The 17,068-nt window shown below is 62.6% G+C and carries 14 protein-coding genes and 1 riboswitch; of the genes, 6 read left to right on the top strand and 8 right to left on the bottom strand.

What is annotated here, in order from left to right:
- Positions 1-69: 69 nt before the first annotated feature.
- Entirely contained in the window at positions 70-1,083 is a 1,014-nt protein-coding gene (gene thiB / locus AC0L16_RS26145) for a thiamine ABC transporter substrate binding subunit (RefSeq protein WP_473624169.1), read from the bottom strand.
- Positions 1,084-1,126: 43 nt separating this feature from the next.
- A riboswitch (TPP riboswitch) is annotated at positions 1,127-1,240 on the bottom strand.
- Positions 1,241-1,357: 117 nt separating this feature from the next.
- Here thiB and AC0L16_RS26140 point away from each other — a divergent pair.
- The 4 genes from AC0L16_RS26140 (at position 1,358) to AC0L16_RS26125 (ending at position 4,429) form a co-directional block, all read left to right on the top strand.
- Positions 1,358-2,002: a thiamine diphosphokinase gene (locus tag AC0L16_RS26140; protein WP_473624167.1), complete on the top strand. Its 645-nt coding sequence runs from the start codon at positions 1,358-1,360 to the stop codon at positions 2,000-2,002.
- A 1-nt stretch (position 2,003) separates the two neighbouring features.
- The gene (locus AC0L16_RS26135; protein ID WP_473624166.1) at positions 2,004-3,824 is read left to right on the top strand and encodes an ABC-F family ATP-binding cassette domain-containing protein; all 1,821 of its coding nucleotides are present in this window, start codon (positions 2,004-2,006) and stop codon (positions 3,822-3,824) included.
- A 63-nt stretch (positions 3,825-3,887) separates the two neighbouring features.
- Entirely contained in the window at positions 3,888-4,130 is a 243-nt protein-coding gene (locus AC0L16_RS26130; protein WP_202365595.1) for a type II toxin-antitoxin system CcdA family antitoxin, read from the top strand.
- Entirely contained in the window at positions 4,130-4,429 is a 300-nt protein-coding gene (locus AC0L16_RS26125; protein ID WP_473624164.1) for a CcdB family protein, read from the top strand. Before AC0L16_RS26130 ends, AC0L16_RS26125 begins: the two co-directional genes overlap by 1 nt.
- A 24-nt stretch (positions 4,430-4,453) precedes the next feature.
- Here AC0L16_RS26125 and AC0L16_RS26120 read toward each other — a convergent pair whose 3' ends face one another.
- Both AC0L16_RS26120 and AC0L16_RS26115 read right to left on the bottom strand, forming a co-directional pair.
- A complete protein-coding gene (locus AC0L16_RS26120; RefSeq protein ID WP_473624163.1) occupies positions 4,454-6,106 on the bottom strand; it encodes a hypothetical protein in 1,653 nt (550 codons plus the stop codon).
- Between the two features lie 74 nt (positions 6,107-6,180).
- Entirely contained in the window at positions 6,181-7,479 is a 1,299-nt protein-coding gene (locus AC0L16_RS26115) for an adenylosuccinate synthase (RefSeq protein ID WP_473624162.1), read from the bottom strand.
- Between the two features lie 449 nt (positions 7,480-7,928).
- Between AC0L16_RS26115 and AC0L16_RS26110 the strand changes: the two genes are divergently transcribed.
- Entirely contained in the window at positions 7,929-8,819 is an 891-nt protein-coding gene (locus AC0L16_RS26110) for a DMT family transporter (protein WP_473624161.1), read from the top strand.
- 211 nt (positions 8,820-9,030) lie between these two features.
- On the opposite strand, the gene serA is transcribed toward AC0L16_RS26110, so the two are convergent.
- The 5 genes from serA to glmM form a co-directional block, all read right to left on the bottom strand.
- Positions 9,031-10,629, bottom strand: coding sequence for a phosphoglycerate dehydrogenase (gene serA / locus AC0L16_RS26105; RefSeq protein ID WP_473624160.1), 1,599 nt, complete (start codon positions 10,627-10,629; stop codon positions 9,031-9,033).
- A 162-nt stretch (positions 10,630-10,791) separates the two neighbouring features.
- On the bottom strand, positions 10,792-11,967 hold the full coding sequence (locus AC0L16_RS26100) for a phosphoserine transaminase (RefSeq protein WP_473624158.1): 1,176 nt from the start codon (positions 11,965-11,967) through the stop codon (positions 10,792-10,794).
- Between the two features lie 200 nt (positions 11,968-12,167).
- Positions 12,168-12,941 (bottom strand): outer membrane protein, encoded by a 774-nt coding sequence (locus tag AC0L16_RS26095; protein WP_473624156.1) that lies wholly within the window; start codon positions 12,939-12,941, stop codon positions 12,168-12,170.
- A 189-nt stretch (positions 12,942-13,130) separates the two neighbouring features.
- Complete coding sequence (locus AC0L16_RS26090; protein WP_473624154.1) at positions 13,131-13,964, bottom strand: outer membrane protein; 834 nt, start codon at positions 13,962-13,964, stop codon at positions 13,131-13,133.
- A 225-nt stretch (positions 13,965-14,189) separates the two neighbouring features.
- The gene (gene glmM, locus AC0L16_RS26085; RefSeq protein ID WP_473624152.1) at positions 14,190-15,542 is read right to left on the bottom strand and encodes a phosphoglucosamine mutase; all 1,353 of its coding nucleotides are present in this window, start codon (positions 15,540-15,542) and stop codon (positions 14,190-14,192) included.
- Between the two features lie 514 nt (positions 15,543-16,056).
- Here glmM and AC0L16_RS26080 point away from each other — a divergent pair.
- The gene (locus tag AC0L16_RS26080; RefSeq protein ID WP_473624151.1) at positions 16,057-16,722 is read left to right on the top strand and encodes a hypothetical protein; all 666 of its coding nucleotides are present in this window, start codon (positions 16,057-16,059) and stop codon (positions 16,720-16,722) included.
- Positions 16,723-17,068: the final 346 nt, after the last annotated feature.

Genomic DNA, 17,068 nt, shown 5'->3' with positions numbered 1-17,068 from the left:
GACTCGGGACTGTTATTTGACTGGGATTTAGAGGGGGGCGCCGTAGAGTGATCATCTCTCAATCACAAGCTACCTGCTCATCACCGACAGCCATTCGTCGACCCAGGCCTTGCGGTTGGCGGCGACCTCTTCCGGGCTGAACAGCAGCGTCTTGGTCGGCTTGACGAGCTTGTCGAAAGCCGGATTGAGCGGCTTCTCGGTCTTGCCGGCCGGGAACATCCAGTTGGTCTCGGGGATGACATCCTGGAATTTCGGCCCGGTCATGAAAGTCAGGAACTGTTTCGCCAACGGGTTCTTCGCACCTTTGGTGGTGATGCCGGCAACCTCGATCTGCAGATACGCGCCCTCCTCGAAGGCCGCCGCCTGATAGCGTTCGGTGTTCTCGGCGACCATGTGATAGGCCGGCGACGTGGTATAGGACAGCACCATCGGCGCCTCGCCCTTGGTGAACAGGCCGTAGGCCTCGCTCCAGCCCGGCGTCACGGTCAGCACTTTTGTCCTAAGCTTGGCCCAGGCTTCCGGCGCCTTGTCGCCATAGACCGACTTCACCCACAACAGCAGGCCGAGACCGGGCGTCGAGGTGCGTGGATCCTGGATGACGATCTTCTCATCGGCATTGCCCTCGACCAATTCCTTCAGGCTCTTCGGCGGGTTTTTGAGCTTTTCGGTGTCGTAGACGACGGCGAAATAGCCGTAGTCGAACGGCACGAAAATATCATCGCTCCAGCCGCCCGGCACATTGACGTCGATGACTGTGCCATGCGGTGAAAACAGGCCGGTAGCCTTGGCTTCCGCCGTCAGATTCGTGTCGAGGCCGAGCACGATGTCGGCCTTGCTCGCGGCCCCTTCCAGCCTGACGCGGTTGAGCAGGGCGACGCCGTCGGCGACCGCGACGAATTCGAGAGTACAGCCGCATTCGGCCTCGAACGCCTTCTTGACCGCCGGGCCGGGTCCCCATTCGGCGGTGAAGCTCTCATAGGTGTAGACGGTGAGTTTTTCCTGCGCGGATGCCGGCCCGATGCCTGCGAGGACGATTGCCGCGAGCAGCACTGCCGAAACAAGTGTGTATAAAAACGTGCGCATCGGCGCCTCCTTCGTTGGCGTTGAAGGGAATTGAGGCGTCGGCTTGTCCGAAACGTCTAATCCCTCCGCCGGTACAAACCGGATCAGGTTCAGCGGGTTGGCAGGTTGCCTCTCAGCTGGTCCGCGAAGATCGCGTCCAGCACCCCGTTAGAGCGCTTCGACACATAGGCCCGGCCCAACTGCGGCGCAAGCGCAAGTTTGCCGGGCGGAAGTTTGCCGGGCATCCGGAACGCGGCCTTCCGTTTCGCAAGCAGGGCTGGTAAGGGCCACGCATATGAGCAAATTCACCATCCTGCTTGGCGGCGACCTTATCCGCACACCGCTGCTCGACCGCCAGGTCGAAGGCACGCGTGTCATCGCCGCCGACGCCGGCATGAGCCATGCCCGGAGGCTGAGCCTGACGCCGGAACTCTGGGTCGGCGACTTCGATTCGGTGCCGGCGGATTTGCCGGACGAGCTCGCCGCCGTGCCCCGCCAGGTGTTTCCGGCAGAAAAGGACAAGACCGACGGCGAACTGGCCATCGCCGCCGCGCTCGAACGCGGCGCCACCAGCCTCGTGCTGGCCGGCGCGTTCGGCGGCAAGCGCACCGACCACGCCTTCCTGCACCTGGCGCTCAGCGTCCGGCTGGCTGAAGCCGGCGTAAAGGTGCTGTTGACCAGTGGCGCACAGGAAGGCGTCCCCTTGCTTCCCGGAAAGGCCGGCTTCGGCTACGCCGACGGCATGCTGTTTTCGATTCTCGGCTTCTCAGACCTTGCCGGTCTGACCGTGACCGGCGCCAAATGGCCGCTGAACCATGTCGAGGTGGCGTTCGGCTCGTCGCTGACCATTTCCAACGAGGTCAAGGGCCGGCTCGAAGTCGCGCTGGGCAGCGGCCGCGCGCTGTTGCTCGCCCATCCATTTCCCTTGCCTGAAAGCTGACATGGCGCCGCCGCTTCTCAATCTCGACGGGATAAAACTGATCTTTGGTGGCGCGCCGCTGCTCGACGGGGCGGAACTGACGGCGTCGGCGGGCGACAAGATCGCTCTGGTCGGCCGCAACGGCTCTGGCAAGTCGACGTTGCTGAAGATCGCTGCGGGATTGGTCGAGCCGCAGGACGGCGAGGTGTTCCGCCAGCCTTCGGCAACAGTGCGCTACCTGCCGCAAATGCCCGACATGGATGGTTTCGCCAGCGTACGCGCCTATGTCGAGGCGGGGCTCGGACCCGCCGACGATCCCTACCGCGCCACCTATCTGATGGAGCATCTCGGTCTGTCCGGCGAGGAACGGCCGAACGATCTCTCCGGCGGCGAAGCCCGCCGTGCTGCCCTTGCCCGCGTCATGGCGCCGGAGCCCGACATTCTCCTCCTTGATGAGCCGACCAACCATCTCGACCTGTCGGTCATCGAATGGCTGGAGGAGGAGCTTGCCCGCACCTCTTCGGCGCTGATCGTCATCTCGCACGACCGCCGCTTCCTCGAGCGCGTGTCGCGCGCCACGGTCTGGCTCGATCGCGGCCAGACCCGCCGGCTGGACAAGGGCTTTAGCCATTTCGAGGAATGGCGTGACACCGCGCTGGAAGAAGAAGAGCGCGAGCAGCACAAGCTTGGTCGCCAGATCGTGCGCGAGGAGCACTGGTTGCGCTATGGCGTGACGGCAAGGCGCAAGCGCAACATGCGCCGGCTCGGCGAATTGCAGACCATGCGCCAGCGCTTTCGCGGCCATCGTGGCGCCGAGGGTGCGGCGACCATGGTGGCCAGCGACGCCGCCGAATCCGGCAAGCTGGTGATCGAGGCTAAGAACATCGAGAAGAGCTTTGGCGACCTCACTGTGGTCAGGGGTTTCTCGACCCGCATCCAGCGCGGTGACCGCGTCGGCCTGGTCGGCCCGAACGGCGCCGGCAAGACGACGCTGCTGAAGATGCTGACCGGCGAATTGACGCCGGACTCAGGCACGGTGCGACTCGGCACCAATCTGGAGATCGCCACGCTCGACCAGAAACGCGAGGCGGTCGACCCGCAAGAGACGCTGGCTCAGTATCTCACCGACGGCCGCGGCGAGAACCTTGTCATCAATGGCGAGCAGCGCCACGTCGTCTCCTACATGAAAGACTTCCTGTTCAAGCCGGAACAGGCGCGCACGCCGGTGCGCGAGCTTTCGGGCGGCGAGCGGGCGCGGCTGCTGCTCGCCCGCGTGCTGGCGCGGCCGGCAAATCTCTTGGTGCTCGACGAGCCGACCAACGATCTCGACATGGAGACGCTGGAACTGCTGCAGGAACTGGTCGCCGGTTTTGCTGGCACCGTCATCCTCGTCAGCCACGACCGCGATTTCCTCGACCGCACGGTGACCAGCCTGATCGCGCCGGACGGCGGCGGCCGCTGGATCGAATATGCCGGCGGCTATTCCGACATGCTGGCGCAGCGCGGCGGCACCAGGCTGGACGACCGCAAGGCACGGCCAAAGACCGACACCGGCGAAGTGGCGGCGGCAGGCAGGACCGAAGCAGCTGCGCCAAAGGGCCCGGTGAAAAAACTGTCGTTCAAGCAAAAATTCGCGCTGGAATCTCTGCCCAAGAGGATCGAGGCGGTGACCGCCTCGATATCACGGCTGGAGGACAACATCGCCGACCCGGCCTATTACGAGCGCGACCCGGCCTCATTCCAGAAGACCATTGCCGCCCTCGACAAGGAGCGCGCCACGCTGGCAGCGCTCGAGGAGGAATGGCTGGAACTTGAAATGTTGCGCGAGGAGATGGAGGGGTAGACGCTTCGCCGTTGCTCCAACACGAAAATGCGCATATATTATGCGCATGCTGCGGAGGTTATCATGCGAAAGATAGCTATGAATGCGGTTCGTCAGCCGGCAAATCTGTCGATCGACTCAAAGCTCATGAAGGAAGCCAAGGGACTCGATGTAAATGTCTCGCGCGCCGCCGAAGCCGGCATTGCAGAGGCGGTGGCCGCCGAAAAGACACGGCTGTGGAAGCTTGAGAATCGCGCCACGATAGAAGCGTGGAACGAATATGTCGAAAAGCACGGTATTCCGTTGGAAGAACATCGGCAGTTCTGATGGCACGCTATGATGTCTTCGCGGGTCGGGTCGAAGGCAGCTACTTGCTGGACGTCCAATCCGACCTGCTCGACGATTTTAAAACACGGGTGGTGATCCCCCTGCTTCCGACAACGATGACGCCGCCGGCGATGCGAAAGCTCCATCCCCTCATCGAGATCAGTGGACGAAAATTGGTTATGGCCACCCATCTGATCGCCACGGTTCCGGCCAAGGAATTGGGCGAAAGTCGACTGAATATCTCCAGGCATCACGACGACATCGTGGCCGCGCTCGACATGCTGTTCCAGGGCTTCTGAGCCGAAGGAGGGCGGTGAGCCGCCTTAGCCCGCCTCTTTTGTTTGCCAGGCCTTCAGCGCCTCATCGAACACCTTCTCGCCGGGAATGCCCTTTTCCATGGTGAGCAGCGCCCGCCGTCCGGTCTTGTAGACGACCGGCACGTCGATCCATTTTTGGCCCCGGAGCAGGGTCAGATTGGCGTCTTCGTCCGCCTTTGTGTCGTTGAGAGCGACCAGGAAGAAGCCATCGGCGATCTTGGCCGGGATGCCGATCAGCGGACTGCCGGCATCCTGTTCAGAGCCCTTCATGGCGACGCGCAGGATGTTGTCGACACCGCCGCCGTCGAAACCATCGGGCGTCAGGAAAATCATCTCGATGATGTGGCTGGCCGGCAGCGTCTGGTCGGTGTTGCGGCGGATGGTCATGCGCAACTGCACGTCCTTACCCGGAATGCTCGCCTCGGCGCGGATTGCCGGCTCGGGCGGCAGATTGCCGCCGGGCGATTCCTGCACCAGCGACCAGACGATGCTGCCGGGCTCAGCCGAGCCTTGCGCGGTGCTGGTGCGCTCTTCGTAGAAGATCGCCTTTTGGCCGACCGCCAGCGCGGCTTCCGCAGGCGCGGTTGTCGGCGCGGCCGGAGCGACACCGGGGGCCGGCGCTGCCGGGACGGCTGCGCTCTCGGTCGGCGCCGCCGGCGCCGGCGTGGCGCCGTCGGCTGGCGGTGTTGCGGGGGCCGCACCCGGTGCGGGCACATTCGTGGCTGGCGTACCGGCAGGCGCTGCAGGCGCAGGTGCGGTCGGTGGCGGCGTGGTCAGTGCTGCGACGGATTCGCCCTCTCCGATGCCGCTTTGTCCTGAAGCGGGGCCGGGATCGACCTCACCGCCCTCAGGTGTCAGCCGCTGGGTGAACTTTGTGCCCTCGGCATCGGCTGGAGCCGCTGCGGCCGGGGGCCTTGCCGCGGCATCGTCAGCCGGCCGCTCGGCCGGGCTCCGCTTCACCAGCGGTTCTACGGTTGCGACCGTCGTGCTGTTGAGACCCAGCATGTTGCTGAACGCGTCCTTGTTCAGCCAGATGCCGTAGCCGCCGCCGGCGATGACCAGCAAAGCGACGACAGCGGCGATCAGCGCGCCATAGCTGCGCCTGCGCTCGGCAGGACGCTGACGCTGAAAAGTGTCCGGCGCTGGCTCCTCGTCGTTGGGGAAGACATCGTCTCTAAAGCTATCGCTGTTCTCGTACCCAGCTGGAAGATCCGCGTCCGAAGGCACCGAATCGATGTGCTCCGGAGGAGAAGCAGCGGATGGCGGTTTTTGCCAGTTCGGCGCGGCTTGGGCGGCAGGTGCCGGCTGCCATGCCGGCTCGGTCTTTGCCGGTTGCCATTCCGGCTCGGCCTTTGCCGGCTGCCGGACATGGCTGGGTTGGTTCTTGTTGCGGTCGATGGAGGAGAAGATGTCTTCCAGCTCCGACAGCGGATCGGATGCCGGCGCAGGCTTGGCGTAGCCCCGCTCGACGCTGGCGATGGCATCTTCCAGGGTGCGCTTATGCTGGGCAACGACCGACGGCGCCAGCGGCGGTATGTTCTTCGCAAGCTTGTCCGCGATTGTCGAACGGGCCTTGTCATAGACCCTGGCGCGTATCTCCGGCGTCGGATTGCCAAGGCCGTCGAGCGTCTTTTTCAGAGCACCAACAAAATCTGCCATGCTTCAGTCGACCTGCATTTCGTTTCTGGGCCGGCCCCCGCAAATCGGCCGCGATGCCCGGAACAGCTTGGAATCTAGTCTTGAAACGGATCGGTCACAAGTATTGTGTCGTCCCGTTCAGGGCTGGTGGAAAGGAGTGCGACCGGCGCGCCGATCAATTCCTCGATGTGACGGACATATTTGACTGCCTGGGCCGGCAGATCGTTCCAGCTTCTGGCGCCGGCGCTGGTGCCTTTCCAGCCCTCCAGCGTCTCGTAGACCGGTTCGACGCGCGCCTGCGCACCCTGGCTGGCCGGCAGATAGTCGATCGCCTCGCCATCAAGGCGGTAGCCGGTGCAGACCTTGATCTCGTCCAGCCCGTCGAGCACGTCGAGCTTGGTCAGGGCGATGCCCTTGATGCCGTTTACGGCAACGGCTTGGCGAACCAGCACGGCATCGAACCAGCCGCAGCGGCGCTTGCGGCCGGTGACGACGCCGAACTCGTGGCCGCGCGTGCCCAGGAACTCGCCGATCTCGTTCTTCTGTTCGGTCGGGAACGGACCTTCGCCGACACGCGTCGTATAGGCCTTGGTGATGCCGAGCACATAACCGATGGCACCCGGGCCGACGCCGGATCCAGCGGCCGCTTGACCGGCCACCGTGTTGGACGAGGTGACGAACGGATAGGTGCCGTGGTCGATGTCGAGCAGCGTGCCCTGCGCGCCCTCGAACAGGATGCGTTCGCCGGCGCGGCGCTTGTCGTCGAGGATCTTCCAGACGCGGTCCATATAGGGCAGGATCTCGTCGGCGACCGAAATCAGCTCATTCATGATCGCATCATGCGTGACTTCGGCGTGGCCGAGCCCGCGGCGCAGAGCATTGTGATGTGTCAGCAGCCTGTCGACCTTCAAGGGCAGCGTTTCCAAATCCGCCAAATCCATCACCCTGACCGCGCGCCGGCCCACCTTATCCTCATAAGCGGGGCCGATGCCGCGACGGGTCGTGCCGATTTTTGTTCCGGAATTGGAGGCGGCGTCTTCGCGGAATCCGTCCAGCTCCCGGTGCAAGGACAGGATAAGCGCGGTGTTTTCGGCTATTTTCAGGCGCTCCGGCGTCACCTCGACGCCTTGCCCCTTCAATTTCGCCACTTCCGCGACGAAGGCATGCGGATCGAAGACGACGCCGTTGCCGATGATGGACAGCTTGCCTTGCCGCACCACGCCGGACGGCAGCAGCGACAGCTTGTAGACCTTGCCGTCGACGACCAGCGTATGGCCGGCATTATGGCCGCCCTGGAAGCGCACGACGACGTCGGCGCGTTCCGACAGCCAGTCAACGATCTTGCCTTTGCCCTCGTCGCCCCATTGCGAGCCGACGACCACCACATTGGCCATGCTTCTTTTCCCTTGAGGTGCCGCTCCGAGCGGCTTGAATGGTTCGAAACGACAGGCTTCTATCGCATCGGCCAGAAAATCGGAATCGATTTTCGGAAAGCACGACGCGAACGTTCAAAGCCTTGAGACGCGTACTTTGTGCGTCCAGGTGGACGTACGTCGTTCTATAACGTCAAGACCCGGCGAGCGCGACCATTCTTTGCCGCCGAAAGCGCCCTCAGGCACAACAATTTTCGCCTTTGACATCATTTACTTGGGCGAACCACCACAATAATGCATGTCGCGCAAAAGCATGCCCTCGGTCTTGAACCGGGGGTGCGCAGCGGTTTTACGATAACGACCTGCATAAAAACAAGAACCTAAAGCGCGTCGCATATGCTCCGTTCAGACGCGACGCGCTTTAGGTCGGCAATGACCCTTCGCCTGCCCAGCCCGGCCGGAATTTCGCGATGCATCGAGCCGCCTATCTGTTCCTGCTGTTCACCACCTTGCTGTGGGGCGGCAACTCCGTGGCCGGCAAGCTCGCAGTCGACCATATTTCGCCGATGACGCTGGTCTTCCTGCGCTGGGGTCTGGCCGTTCTGATCATGCTGCCGATCGGCTGGCGAACGCTGTGCGAGGACTGGCCGGTGGTGCGCAGGCATTGGTTGCTGCTTGGCGGGCTCGGCGCTTGCGGCTTCACCTTTTTCAACGCGATCTTCTACACGGCGCTCAACTACACGACGGCGATCAACGTCTCGATCGAGCAGGCGGCGATACCGATCGTGATCATTCTCGCCAATTTCGTGCTGTTTCGCCTGCGTGTGAACCGGGTGCAGATCGCCGGTGTCGTGCTGACGATCATCGGCGTCGCCCTGACCGCCAGCCACGGCGATCTGCGCCAGCTTCTCAAGCTGGATCTCAACTTCGGTGACGCCATCATGCTGATCGCGGTGCTTTGCTACAGCTTCTACTCGGTCGCATTGCGGCTGAAGCCGGCCATACGCTGGCAAAGCCTGATGCTGGCGCTGTCGATTGCCGCACTGGTGACTTCGCTGCCTTTCTTCCTGTGGGAGGTGGCTGCAGGCAAGGTCATCGTCCCCGATGCGCGCGGCTGGGCGATAGCGTTCTACACTGCGATCGGCGCTTCGGTCGTCTCGCAGATCTTTTATATCAGGGGCAACGAACTGATCGGCGCCAACCGGGCCGGCCTGTTCATCAACCTGGTGCCGATCTTCGGCACGCTGCTGTCGGTGCTGATCGTCGGTGAAACATTCCAGCTCTATCAGGGCGTGGCCCTCGTGCTGGTGCTCGGCGGCATCAGCCTGGCCGAATACAGCGGACGTAAAATGGCGATTTGACAGCCCGATCCTGTGACGGGCCGTGAAAGAACTACTGCATGTCGCGCAAAAGTGTGCGGCGGTTTTGCGATAAACGACATGCATAAAACAAAACAACCTAAAGCGCGTCGCATGCGGCCGGTCAAACGCGACGCGCTTTATGTCGATATTTCGACGCCATTGACGAAATGCCCCGTGGGCTTACAAAGCCAGCGAGGCGCTCGCGCATGATTCAGGCGACGCCGACCTCGAAATGCAGCCGCTTGGCGGAGTCGATCGACTTGTGCGCCCGCACCTGTTCCAGCACCTTCTCCGGAAACGGCGCATCGAGATAGAGCAGCGCAATGGCATCGCCGCCAGGCCGGTTGCGGCCGAGCTGGAAGTTGGCGATGTTGACGCCGTTCTCGCCGCAGACCGTGCCGAGCAGGCCGATGATGCCGGGCGCGTCGGCATTCGTCGTGTACAGCATGTGCTGGCCGACCTCGGCGTCGAGGTTGATACCCTTGATCTGGATGAAGCGCGGCTTGCCGTCCGAGAAGCAGGTGCCGGCGATCGAACGCGTCTTGTGCTCGGTCTTGACCGTCAGCTTGATATAGCCGTCGAACACGCCGGATTTGTCGCGCTTGACCTCGGCGACGATGATGCCGCGCTCCTTAACCATGATCGGCGCCGAGACCATGTTGACGTCGGAGACCTGCGGCCGGATAAGCCCGGCAAGCGTGGCGCTGATCAGCGCGCGCGTGTTCATCGTCGCGGTCGAGCCGTCGAACAGAATCTCGACCTCCTTGATCGGATCCTCGGTGACCTGGCCGACAAAGGCGCCGAGCACTTCTGCCAGCTTGACGAAAGGCTTCAGGCGCGGCGCCTCTTCGGCGGTGATCGACGGCATGTTGATGGCGTTGGAAACGGCGCCCTTGATCAGGTAGTCGGACATCTGCTCGGCGACATGCAAGGCGACATTCTCCTGCGCCTCCATCGTCGACGCGCCGAGATGCGGCGTCACCACAACATTCTCCATGCCGAACAGTTCGTTCTGCTCCGCCGGTTCGACCTCGAACACATCGATGCCGACGCCTGCCACCTTGCCGCTTTTCAGCGCCGCGATCAGGTCGGCCTCGATGATCAGCCCACCACGCGCGCAGTTGATGATGCGCACGCCGGTCTTCATTTTGGCGATCGCGCCAGCGTCGATGATGTTGCGCGTCTTGTCGGTCAGTGGCGTGTGCAGGGTGATGAAATCGGCGCGGGCGAACAGCTCGTCGAGCTCGACCTTCTCGACGCCGAGTTCCTCGGCGCGGCTATCCGACAGGAACGGATCGAAGGCGATGACGTGCATCTTCAGGCCGACGCCGCGCGTGGCCACGATCGAGCCGATGTTGCCGCAGCCGATGATGCCCAGTGTCTTGCTGGTGATCTCGATGCCCATGAAGCGGTTCTTTTCCCATTTGCCGGCATGGGTCGAGGCATTGGCTTCCGGTATCTGGCGGGCCAATGCGAAGATCATGGCGACGGCATGCTCGGCGGTGGTGATCGAATTGCCGAACGGCGTGTTCATCACGATGATGCCTTTGCGGCTCGCCGCCGGGATGTCGACATTGTCGACGCCGATGCCGGCGCGGCCGACCACCTTGAGCCTTGTGGCGGCGTTGATCAGCTTTTCGGTGACTTTGGTCGCCGAACGGATGGCGAGGCCGTCATACTGGCCGATCACTTCGAGCAGCTTTTCCTTGTCCTTGCCGAGGTCGGGCAGGTAGTCGACCTCGACGCCGCGATCCCTGAAGATCTGCACGGCGGTGGGGGAGAGTTTGTCTGAGACGAGAACGCGGGGCATGGGCTTCATCCTTTGCGATTGGCGCCCCTCCCCCTTGAGGGGAGGGTCGGCGCGAAGCGCCGGGGTGGGGTCCTTGCGGCCGGACGCGGCCGAATCTTTTCATCTGGAAGGCGAACCGTTGAGTTGGGTGGAGGCGACCACCCTCCCCTCGAGGGGGAGGGATCAGGCGGCCGCCTTGAGCGATGCCTTTTGCGCAGCAAAGGCCCAGTCGAGCCACGGCAGCAGCGCTTCGAGATCGGAAGTCTCGACCGTCGCGCCGCACCAGATGCGCAGGCCCGGCGGCGCATCGCGATAGGCGCCGATATCGTAGGCGACGCCTTCCTTGTCGAGCGCCGAGACAATTGCCTTGGCGAACGCCGCTTGTCCGTCGGCATCGAGCGCTGCGACGTCGGGGTCGGTGAAGGAAAGGCAGACGGACGTGTTCGACCGCGTCGCCGGATCGGTGGCCAGATGGCCGAGCCATGCGGATTTATCGACGAAACCGTCGATAATGGCGGCATTGGCGTCCGCGCGGGCAATCAATGCGTCGAGCCCGCCGATCGACTTCACCCAACGCAGCGCGTCGAGATAATCCTCGACGCACAGCATCGACGGCGTGTTGATGGTTTCGCCCTTGAAAATGCCCTCGATGAGCTTGCCGCCCGAGGTGAGGCGGAAGATTTTCGGCAGCGGCCAGGCCGGCTTGTAGCTTTCCAGCCGCTCGACGGCGCGCGGGCTGAGGATCAGCATGCCATGCGCACCTTCGCCGCCCAGCACTTTCTGCCAGGAGAAGGTGACAACGTCGAGCTTGCCAAAATCGAGCTTTTGGGCAAAGGCCGCCGACGTGGCGTCGCAGATGGTCAGGCCCTTGCGGGCGGCCGGGATGAAATCGCCGTTCGGCACACGCACGCCCGAGGTCGTACCGTTCCAGGTGAAGACCACGTCGCGGTCGAAGTCGATTTTTGCCAGATCCGGCAGCGCGCCGTAACCGGCTTCGATCCTGCGCACATCGGCGAGCTTCAGCTGCTTGACCACGTCGGTGACCCAGCCGGAACCGAAACTCTCCCAGGCGACCATGTCGACGCCGCGTTCGCCGAGCAGCGACCACAGCGCCATCTCGACCGCGCCGGTGTCCGACGCCGGCACGATGCCGATGCGATAATCTGCCGGAACCTGGAGAATTTCCCGCGTCAGCTCGATCGCCTGTTCGAGCTTGGTCTTGCCGATCTTGGCGCGGTGCGAGCGTCCGAGCGCGGCGTTGGCCAGCGCCTCGGCCGACCAGCCGGGGCGTTTTGCACAGGGACCTGAGGAAAAATTGGGATTTGCCGGGCGCAGTCCGGGCTTCGTATGGATCGTCATCGTGGTCTATCCTTCCAGATAGTGGCCCCTCGTTGGGGAGGGGTGGCCCACGGACGGCGATATGCGTTCAGGCTCCCGGCGTCAAGAGGAAAGTTTTTGTCGCTGACGGGATACTGGTCACCTGTGATGAGAATGTCATGGCCTCGAAACACGAACGGCGGCCGAAGCCCGCCGCTGCCATTTTGAGGCTTTCGCCGTGCCTACCAGAGATCGTAGCGCAACCCGACCTTGATCTGGTGATTGCTGATCCCTTTGTCGATCTGGTAGGAATCCAAATCCTTTGCGACGGCAAATTCGGCGTCGGGTGCGGAAAAATATTGATAGCCCAGATCAACTGAAACGTTCTTGGATACTTGGTAGGCTAGGCCGGCGTTCAGCGTGTAGGCGAATGAGTATTGGGTCTTGTTGTCATTCAGGACGAAATCGTCGGTGGGATCGGCGTTGTCGGTGAAGTAGCTCGCCGAGAGGCTGCGTTTGCTTCGGAGGATACCGATACCGGCGCCGAGATAAGGTGTGATTCCGACATATGTGCCAAGATCCACATAGCCGTTGAGCATGCCCGAGAACGCGTAGTTTTCCAGGGATGCTGATGCCACGGTCGCCGTGGCCGGCAGCACCACGATCGCAGTATCGTCATAGCCGACGCCGATCTCGTTGCCGGGCAGATAGCCGAGATTGAGTTCGGCGCGCAGATAATCGTTGAAATGGTAGCCGAAGCCGATGCTGGCGAAGATGTGATCCTCTTCTTCGTCGAAGTTCGCTGGCGCGAAGGCGAAGTCCTCATTGTCGAAGCTCTTCTGCACCAGATAGGAGACATCGCCGCGCAGATACCATCCCGAACCGACTTCGACCGGGACATAGTCCGGCGCCTGGTCGACATAGATCGGCGGATCGTAGTCGGCGCCAAGCGCCTGCGACAACGGCGTCAGGGCGATTGCTGCAAGCGCCAGTGCTATGCGCGATTTGACTGTCATGATCCCCGGCTCCCGAACTTGGCGCCATTCGCGATAGCATGCGCCGTTTCAGGGCATTGTTAACCATAGTGGTTAAGTGGCGGTTAAGGATAACAGGGCATTAGCGAATTGATTTTGACGCGTTGCCGCCACCACGAAAAAAACCGCCCGGCTTTTGCCGGGCGGTCCGCAGACCTGCTCTCGAAGCGATTACTTGGTGTAAACCGGTTCAGGTTCGTAGGCGATCGGCTCCGGCTGGACGCAGTCCGAGTTTCCGAACTGGTAGCGCAGGCCGCCGCGCACTTCGTGCACATTGATGCCCTTGTCATAGCCGGGACCGACGTTGCTGTCTGAAGCGTAATCGAACATCTTGCCGCCTTCGATATGGCTGAAGCGGTAGCCGAGATCGAGCTTGACGCGATCAGTCAGGCAGTAGGATGCGCCCGCCATGGCCGCATAGGCAAAACGCCAGTCCTTGCCGCCGCTATGCTCAAACGTATCGTCGTCAATGGTGTTGTGCAGCTTGTCCCATTTGACCCAGGCGCCGCCGATGCCGGCGCCGACATAAGGCGTGATGCCGTACCAGGTGCCGATATCGACATAGGCATTGGCTAGGAGCAGCAGCGCCGTATAAGATGACGTGTCGGTCGAAGTGCAGGGATTGATGCCGCAGAAACCGCTGGTCGAGCCACGGAAATCGGATTTGCTCATCCAGTCCGCGGTCAGGTCGGTGCGGAAGTGCCGGTTGATCTGGTAACCGACGCCGGCGCCGGCCGAGAAGGCGCCGTCCAGCTTGCCGCTGTCAAAGCGACCGGTGCCGGGTGGGTCGCCGTAGGTGATGTAGTCGGCGCCGCGGAACTTCGACCAGTGGTAGTCGATGTCGCCGCGAACGTACCAGCCGCCATATTCGACCGGCTGGTCGTAGACGGGCAGCGGCGGGGCCGGCTCGACCACGGGCGGCTCGACGAAGTCGGCGGCGAACACTGGTCCGGCCACGCCCGCGAACAGCGCGGCAAGGACGGCCATTCTTGCTGTATTGATCATGCTTGTCACCCCTGAGAACCCTCGGCACAGCGAACGCGTCCGAATCTGTTTGGCTTCAGTCGTGGATAATGAACTGGAAAAGTTAAACGCCGTTTAACCGTATCGCTTAACCATGACTCTCTAAATCTTTCGGGATTTTCGCGTCATTTTGCGGAGAATGGCGTGCAACCCAGCGAAAAAAGCCCGCCGGAAGGCGGGCTTTTCAAGCTGGCAAAAGCTCTGGGATCAGGCGGCGCTGCGGGTTTCCGAAATGGCCCCAATAATGTCGTTGACGACGGCCTCGACCAGTTGCTGATCGTCGCCTTCCGCCATGACGCGGATGAGCGGTTCCGTACCGGACGGCCGGATGACCAGGCGGCCAGCCTGGCCCAAGCGGTGGCGTCCATCTTCGATCGCCGCCTTGACCAGGGCTTCCTCGAGCGGCTTGCCGCCGGAAATATGAACGTTCTTCAGCAATTGCGGCACCGGCGCGAACTTCTTCGACAGTTCGCTGACCGGCCGGTTCTGCCGCTTGATGCAGGCGAGCACCTGGAGCGCCGAGACGAGGCCGTCGCCGGTGGTGGAAAAATCGGACAGAACGATGTGGCCCGACTGTTCGCCGCCGACATTCAGGCCGTGCGCGCGCATGTGCTCGACGACATAGCGGTCGCCGACCTTGGTGCGATGCAACTGCAGGTTGATATCGCCGAGGAAGCGTTCGAGGCCGAGATTGGACATTACCGTTGAGACGACGCCACCGCCGGCCAGCCGTCCGCTCTGATGCCAGGACTCGGCAATCAGCGCCATGATCTGGTCGCCATCGACGATCGCGCCGTTCTCGTCGACGATGACGACGCGGTCGGCATCGCCGTCGAGCGCGATGCCGATATCGGCGCGCACTTCGTGCACCTTCTTCTGCAGGCCGGCCGGATGGGTCGAGCCGCACTCCTTGTTGATGTTGAAGCCGTTGGGCTCAACGTTGATGGCGACAACCTCGGCGCCGAGTTCCCACAGCGCCTCGGGCGCCACCTTGTAGGCAGCGCCGTTGGCGCAATCGACGACGATGCGGAGGCCCGACAGCGACATCGACCGGGGCAGCGTGCGTTTGGCAAATTCGATGTAGCGATCATGGACGCCGTCGACACGTTTGGCGCGGCCGAGCCCGTCCGAATCGGCGAGCGCCAGGTCGATATCCTTGTCGAGCATCCCCTCGATGCGCTCCTCGATCTCGTCGGAGAGCTTGTAGCCATCGGGGCCGAACAGCTTGATGCCGTTGTCGTAGTAAGGATTGTGCGAGGCCGAGATCATCACGCCGATGTCGGCGCGCAATGAGCGCACCAGCATGGCGACCGCGGGCGTCGGGATCGGGCCGAGCAGGAACACGTCCATGCCGGCGGCGCACAGGCCCGACACCATCGCATTCTCGATCATGTAGCCGGAAAGTCTGGTGTCCTTGCCGAGCACGACGCGGTGACGGTGGTTGCCGCGCTGGAACGAAAGGCCGGCGGCCATGCCGACCCTCATGGCGACCTCCGCCGTCATTGGAAACCTGTTGGCGCGCCCGCGAATGCCGTCCGTTCCGAAATAACTTCCTGCCATGCTAGTCAGCTTTCCGATGATTCATTGCCGGCACGTCATGCCATAAATTGGTCCGAGCCCTATCATCACAATTCATGATTATAGGGCACCAATCCTTAGAAAACTGTTGTCTTGTGTGTTTTGTGCCACGTCAGTGCTTTGATTTTGCCTACCCTGGTTGCAGCACAGCGTTCAGGAACTTCGGACCGCATCTGGATTCTTTCATGTGCCAGTCGATAGGCATTGAATTCGGAACCCCCGCGTCGTGTTGCTCTGGACCGGGCAGTCAGGTCCGCCGCACTGGCCGACCCGCTCGCCCCGTCATGCGAGGCAGTTCCTGGAGAGTGGTCCGCTCTATACAAGTTTTCCGTGCATGTGCGCCCTGGCAATTGCCTGGCGGGCAGGAGTTGGCAACGAGTTCATCCAAAATAATGCACTTTCCGACGGGTTTTACGCCATTTGGCCTCTGGCGCAACCATTCGTTGAGTGCTATTGCTTGTTTGGTACATAACGTGAACATCAGAGGGAGAAGACCATGCTCATCCATCGACTGGCCACTTTGACGGGTCTTGCCGTCGTGACTTTATTCCTGGCAGCGCCCGCCAATGCGCTGACCATGGCTGAATGCAGCACCAAGTATAACGCGGCAAAGGACGCGGGAACACTTGGCGGGCAGAACTGGAACCAGTTCCGCAAGGCAGAATGCGGCACCGTTGCCGCCGCAACCGACGCCACGCCAGCCAAGGAAGACAGCACCAGCGCTGCAACTACCGATCCCGCCGCCGCAGCGACGACCAAGGCAGCGGCAACTGCCAACGCAGGCAGCGGCCTCAGCAGGGCAGAGTGCGGCGCCAAATATCGGGCGGCCAAGACCGCCAACACGCTGAACGGCATGAAGTGGAACGACTTCCGCATGAGCCAGTGCGGTCCCAGTGCTTTCGACGACGACACCAAGCCGGCAGCCGATCAGGCAAGCCTCACCAGCCAGCCGAAAAAGCCGACCGTCACCGCTCCCCAGGGAGTGACGTTGCCGAAGGCGATCTCGGACAAATATAGCAGCGAAACTCCGGCCAAGGCCCGCATGTACACCTGCCGCGACCAGTACCACGCCAACAAGGGGGCCGGGACGCTGGGTGGCCTCAAATGGATCCAGAACGGTGGCGGCTTCTACAGCTTGTGCAATGCCGCGCTGAAGAGCTGATCGGCATCAACATTCGAAGATAGTAAGGCCCGCGAACCGCAAGCTTCGCGGGCTTTTTTGTCGGCCGGCGGTGGCGGACAGTCCTGAGGCCGTCGGCGAAGCCACTGCCAATCTCCCCTCAAAGGCGGAGATGTCCGGCAGAACAGCGGAGGATCGCGGCATCATTCCAGCTTGGGTTCCTCGCCCCCACGAGAGTGGGGGAGAGGTGGCTCGGCGAAGCCGAGACGGAGAGGGGGAACCGCGCCCTACGAAAGCCCCCTCTCCGGGGGGGGGGGGGGGCCCCCCCCCCCCCCCCCCGGGGGGGGGGGGGGGCCCCCCGGAGGGGGGGGGGGGGGGGCGGGCCCGC

Source organism: Mesorhizobium sp. WSM4848 (genome assembly GCF_055811375.1).
Note: the sequence above shows the minus strand (reverse complement) of the source record. Positions and strands in the feature narration are given on the sequence as shown.

Excerpts from the sequence above, each read along its gene's own strand:
- thiB (WP_473624169.1), bottom strand. The coding sequence starts at position 1,083 with ATGCGCACGTTTTTATACACACTTGTTTCGGCAGTGCTGCTCGCGGCA.
- AC0L16_RS26140 (WP_473624167.1), top strand. The coding sequence starts at position 1,358 with ATGAGCAAATTCACCATCCTGCTTGGCGGCGACCTTATCCGCACACCG.
- AC0L16_RS26135 (WP_473624166.1), top strand. The coding sequence starts at position 2,004 with ATGGCGCCGCCGCTTCTCAATCTCGACGGGATAAAACTGATCTTTGGT.
- AC0L16_RS26130 (WP_202365595.1), top strand. The coding sequence starts at position 3,888 with ATGCGAAAGATAGCTATGAATGCGGTTCGTCAGCCGGCAAATCTGTCG.
- AC0L16_RS26125 (WP_473624164.1), top strand. The coding sequence starts at position 4,130 with ATGGCACGCTATGATGTCTTCGCGGGTCGGGTCGAAGGCAGCTACTTG.
- AC0L16_RS26120 (WP_473624163.1), bottom strand. The coding sequence starts at position 6,106 with ATGGCAGATTTTGTTGGTGCTCTGAAAAAGACGCTCGACGGCCTTGGC.
- AC0L16_RS26115 (WP_473624162.1), bottom strand. The coding sequence starts at position 7,479 with ATGGCCAATGTGGTGGTCGTCGGCTCGCAATGGGGCGACGAGGGCAAA.
- AC0L16_RS26110 (WP_473624161.1), top strand. The coding sequence starts at position 7,929 with ATGCATCGAGCCGCCTATCTGTTCCTGCTGTTCACCACCTTGCTGTGG.
- serA (WP_473624160.1), bottom strand. The coding sequence starts at position 10,629 with ATGCCCCGCGTTCTCGTCTCAGACAAACTCTCCCCCACCGCCGTGCAG.
- AC0L16_RS26100 (WP_473624158.1), bottom strand. The coding sequence starts at position 11,967 with ATGACGATCCATACGAAGCCCGGACTGCGCCCGGCAAATCCCAATTTT.
- AC0L16_RS26095 (WP_473624156.1), bottom strand. The coding sequence starts at position 12,941 with ATGACAGTCAAATCGCGCATAGCACTGGCGCTTGCAGCAATCGCCCTG.
- AC0L16_RS26090 (WP_473624154.1), bottom strand. The coding sequence starts at position 13,964 with ATGATCAATACAGCAAGAATGGCCGTCCTTGCCGCGCTGTTCGCGGGC.
- glmM (WP_473624152.1), bottom strand. The coding sequence starts at position 15,542 with ATGGCAGGAAGTTATTTCGGAACGGACGGCATTCGCGGGCGCGCCAAC.
- AC0L16_RS26080 (WP_473624151.1), top strand. The coding sequence starts at position 16,057 with ATGCTCATCCATCGACTGGCCACTTTGACGGGTCTTGCCGTCGTGACT.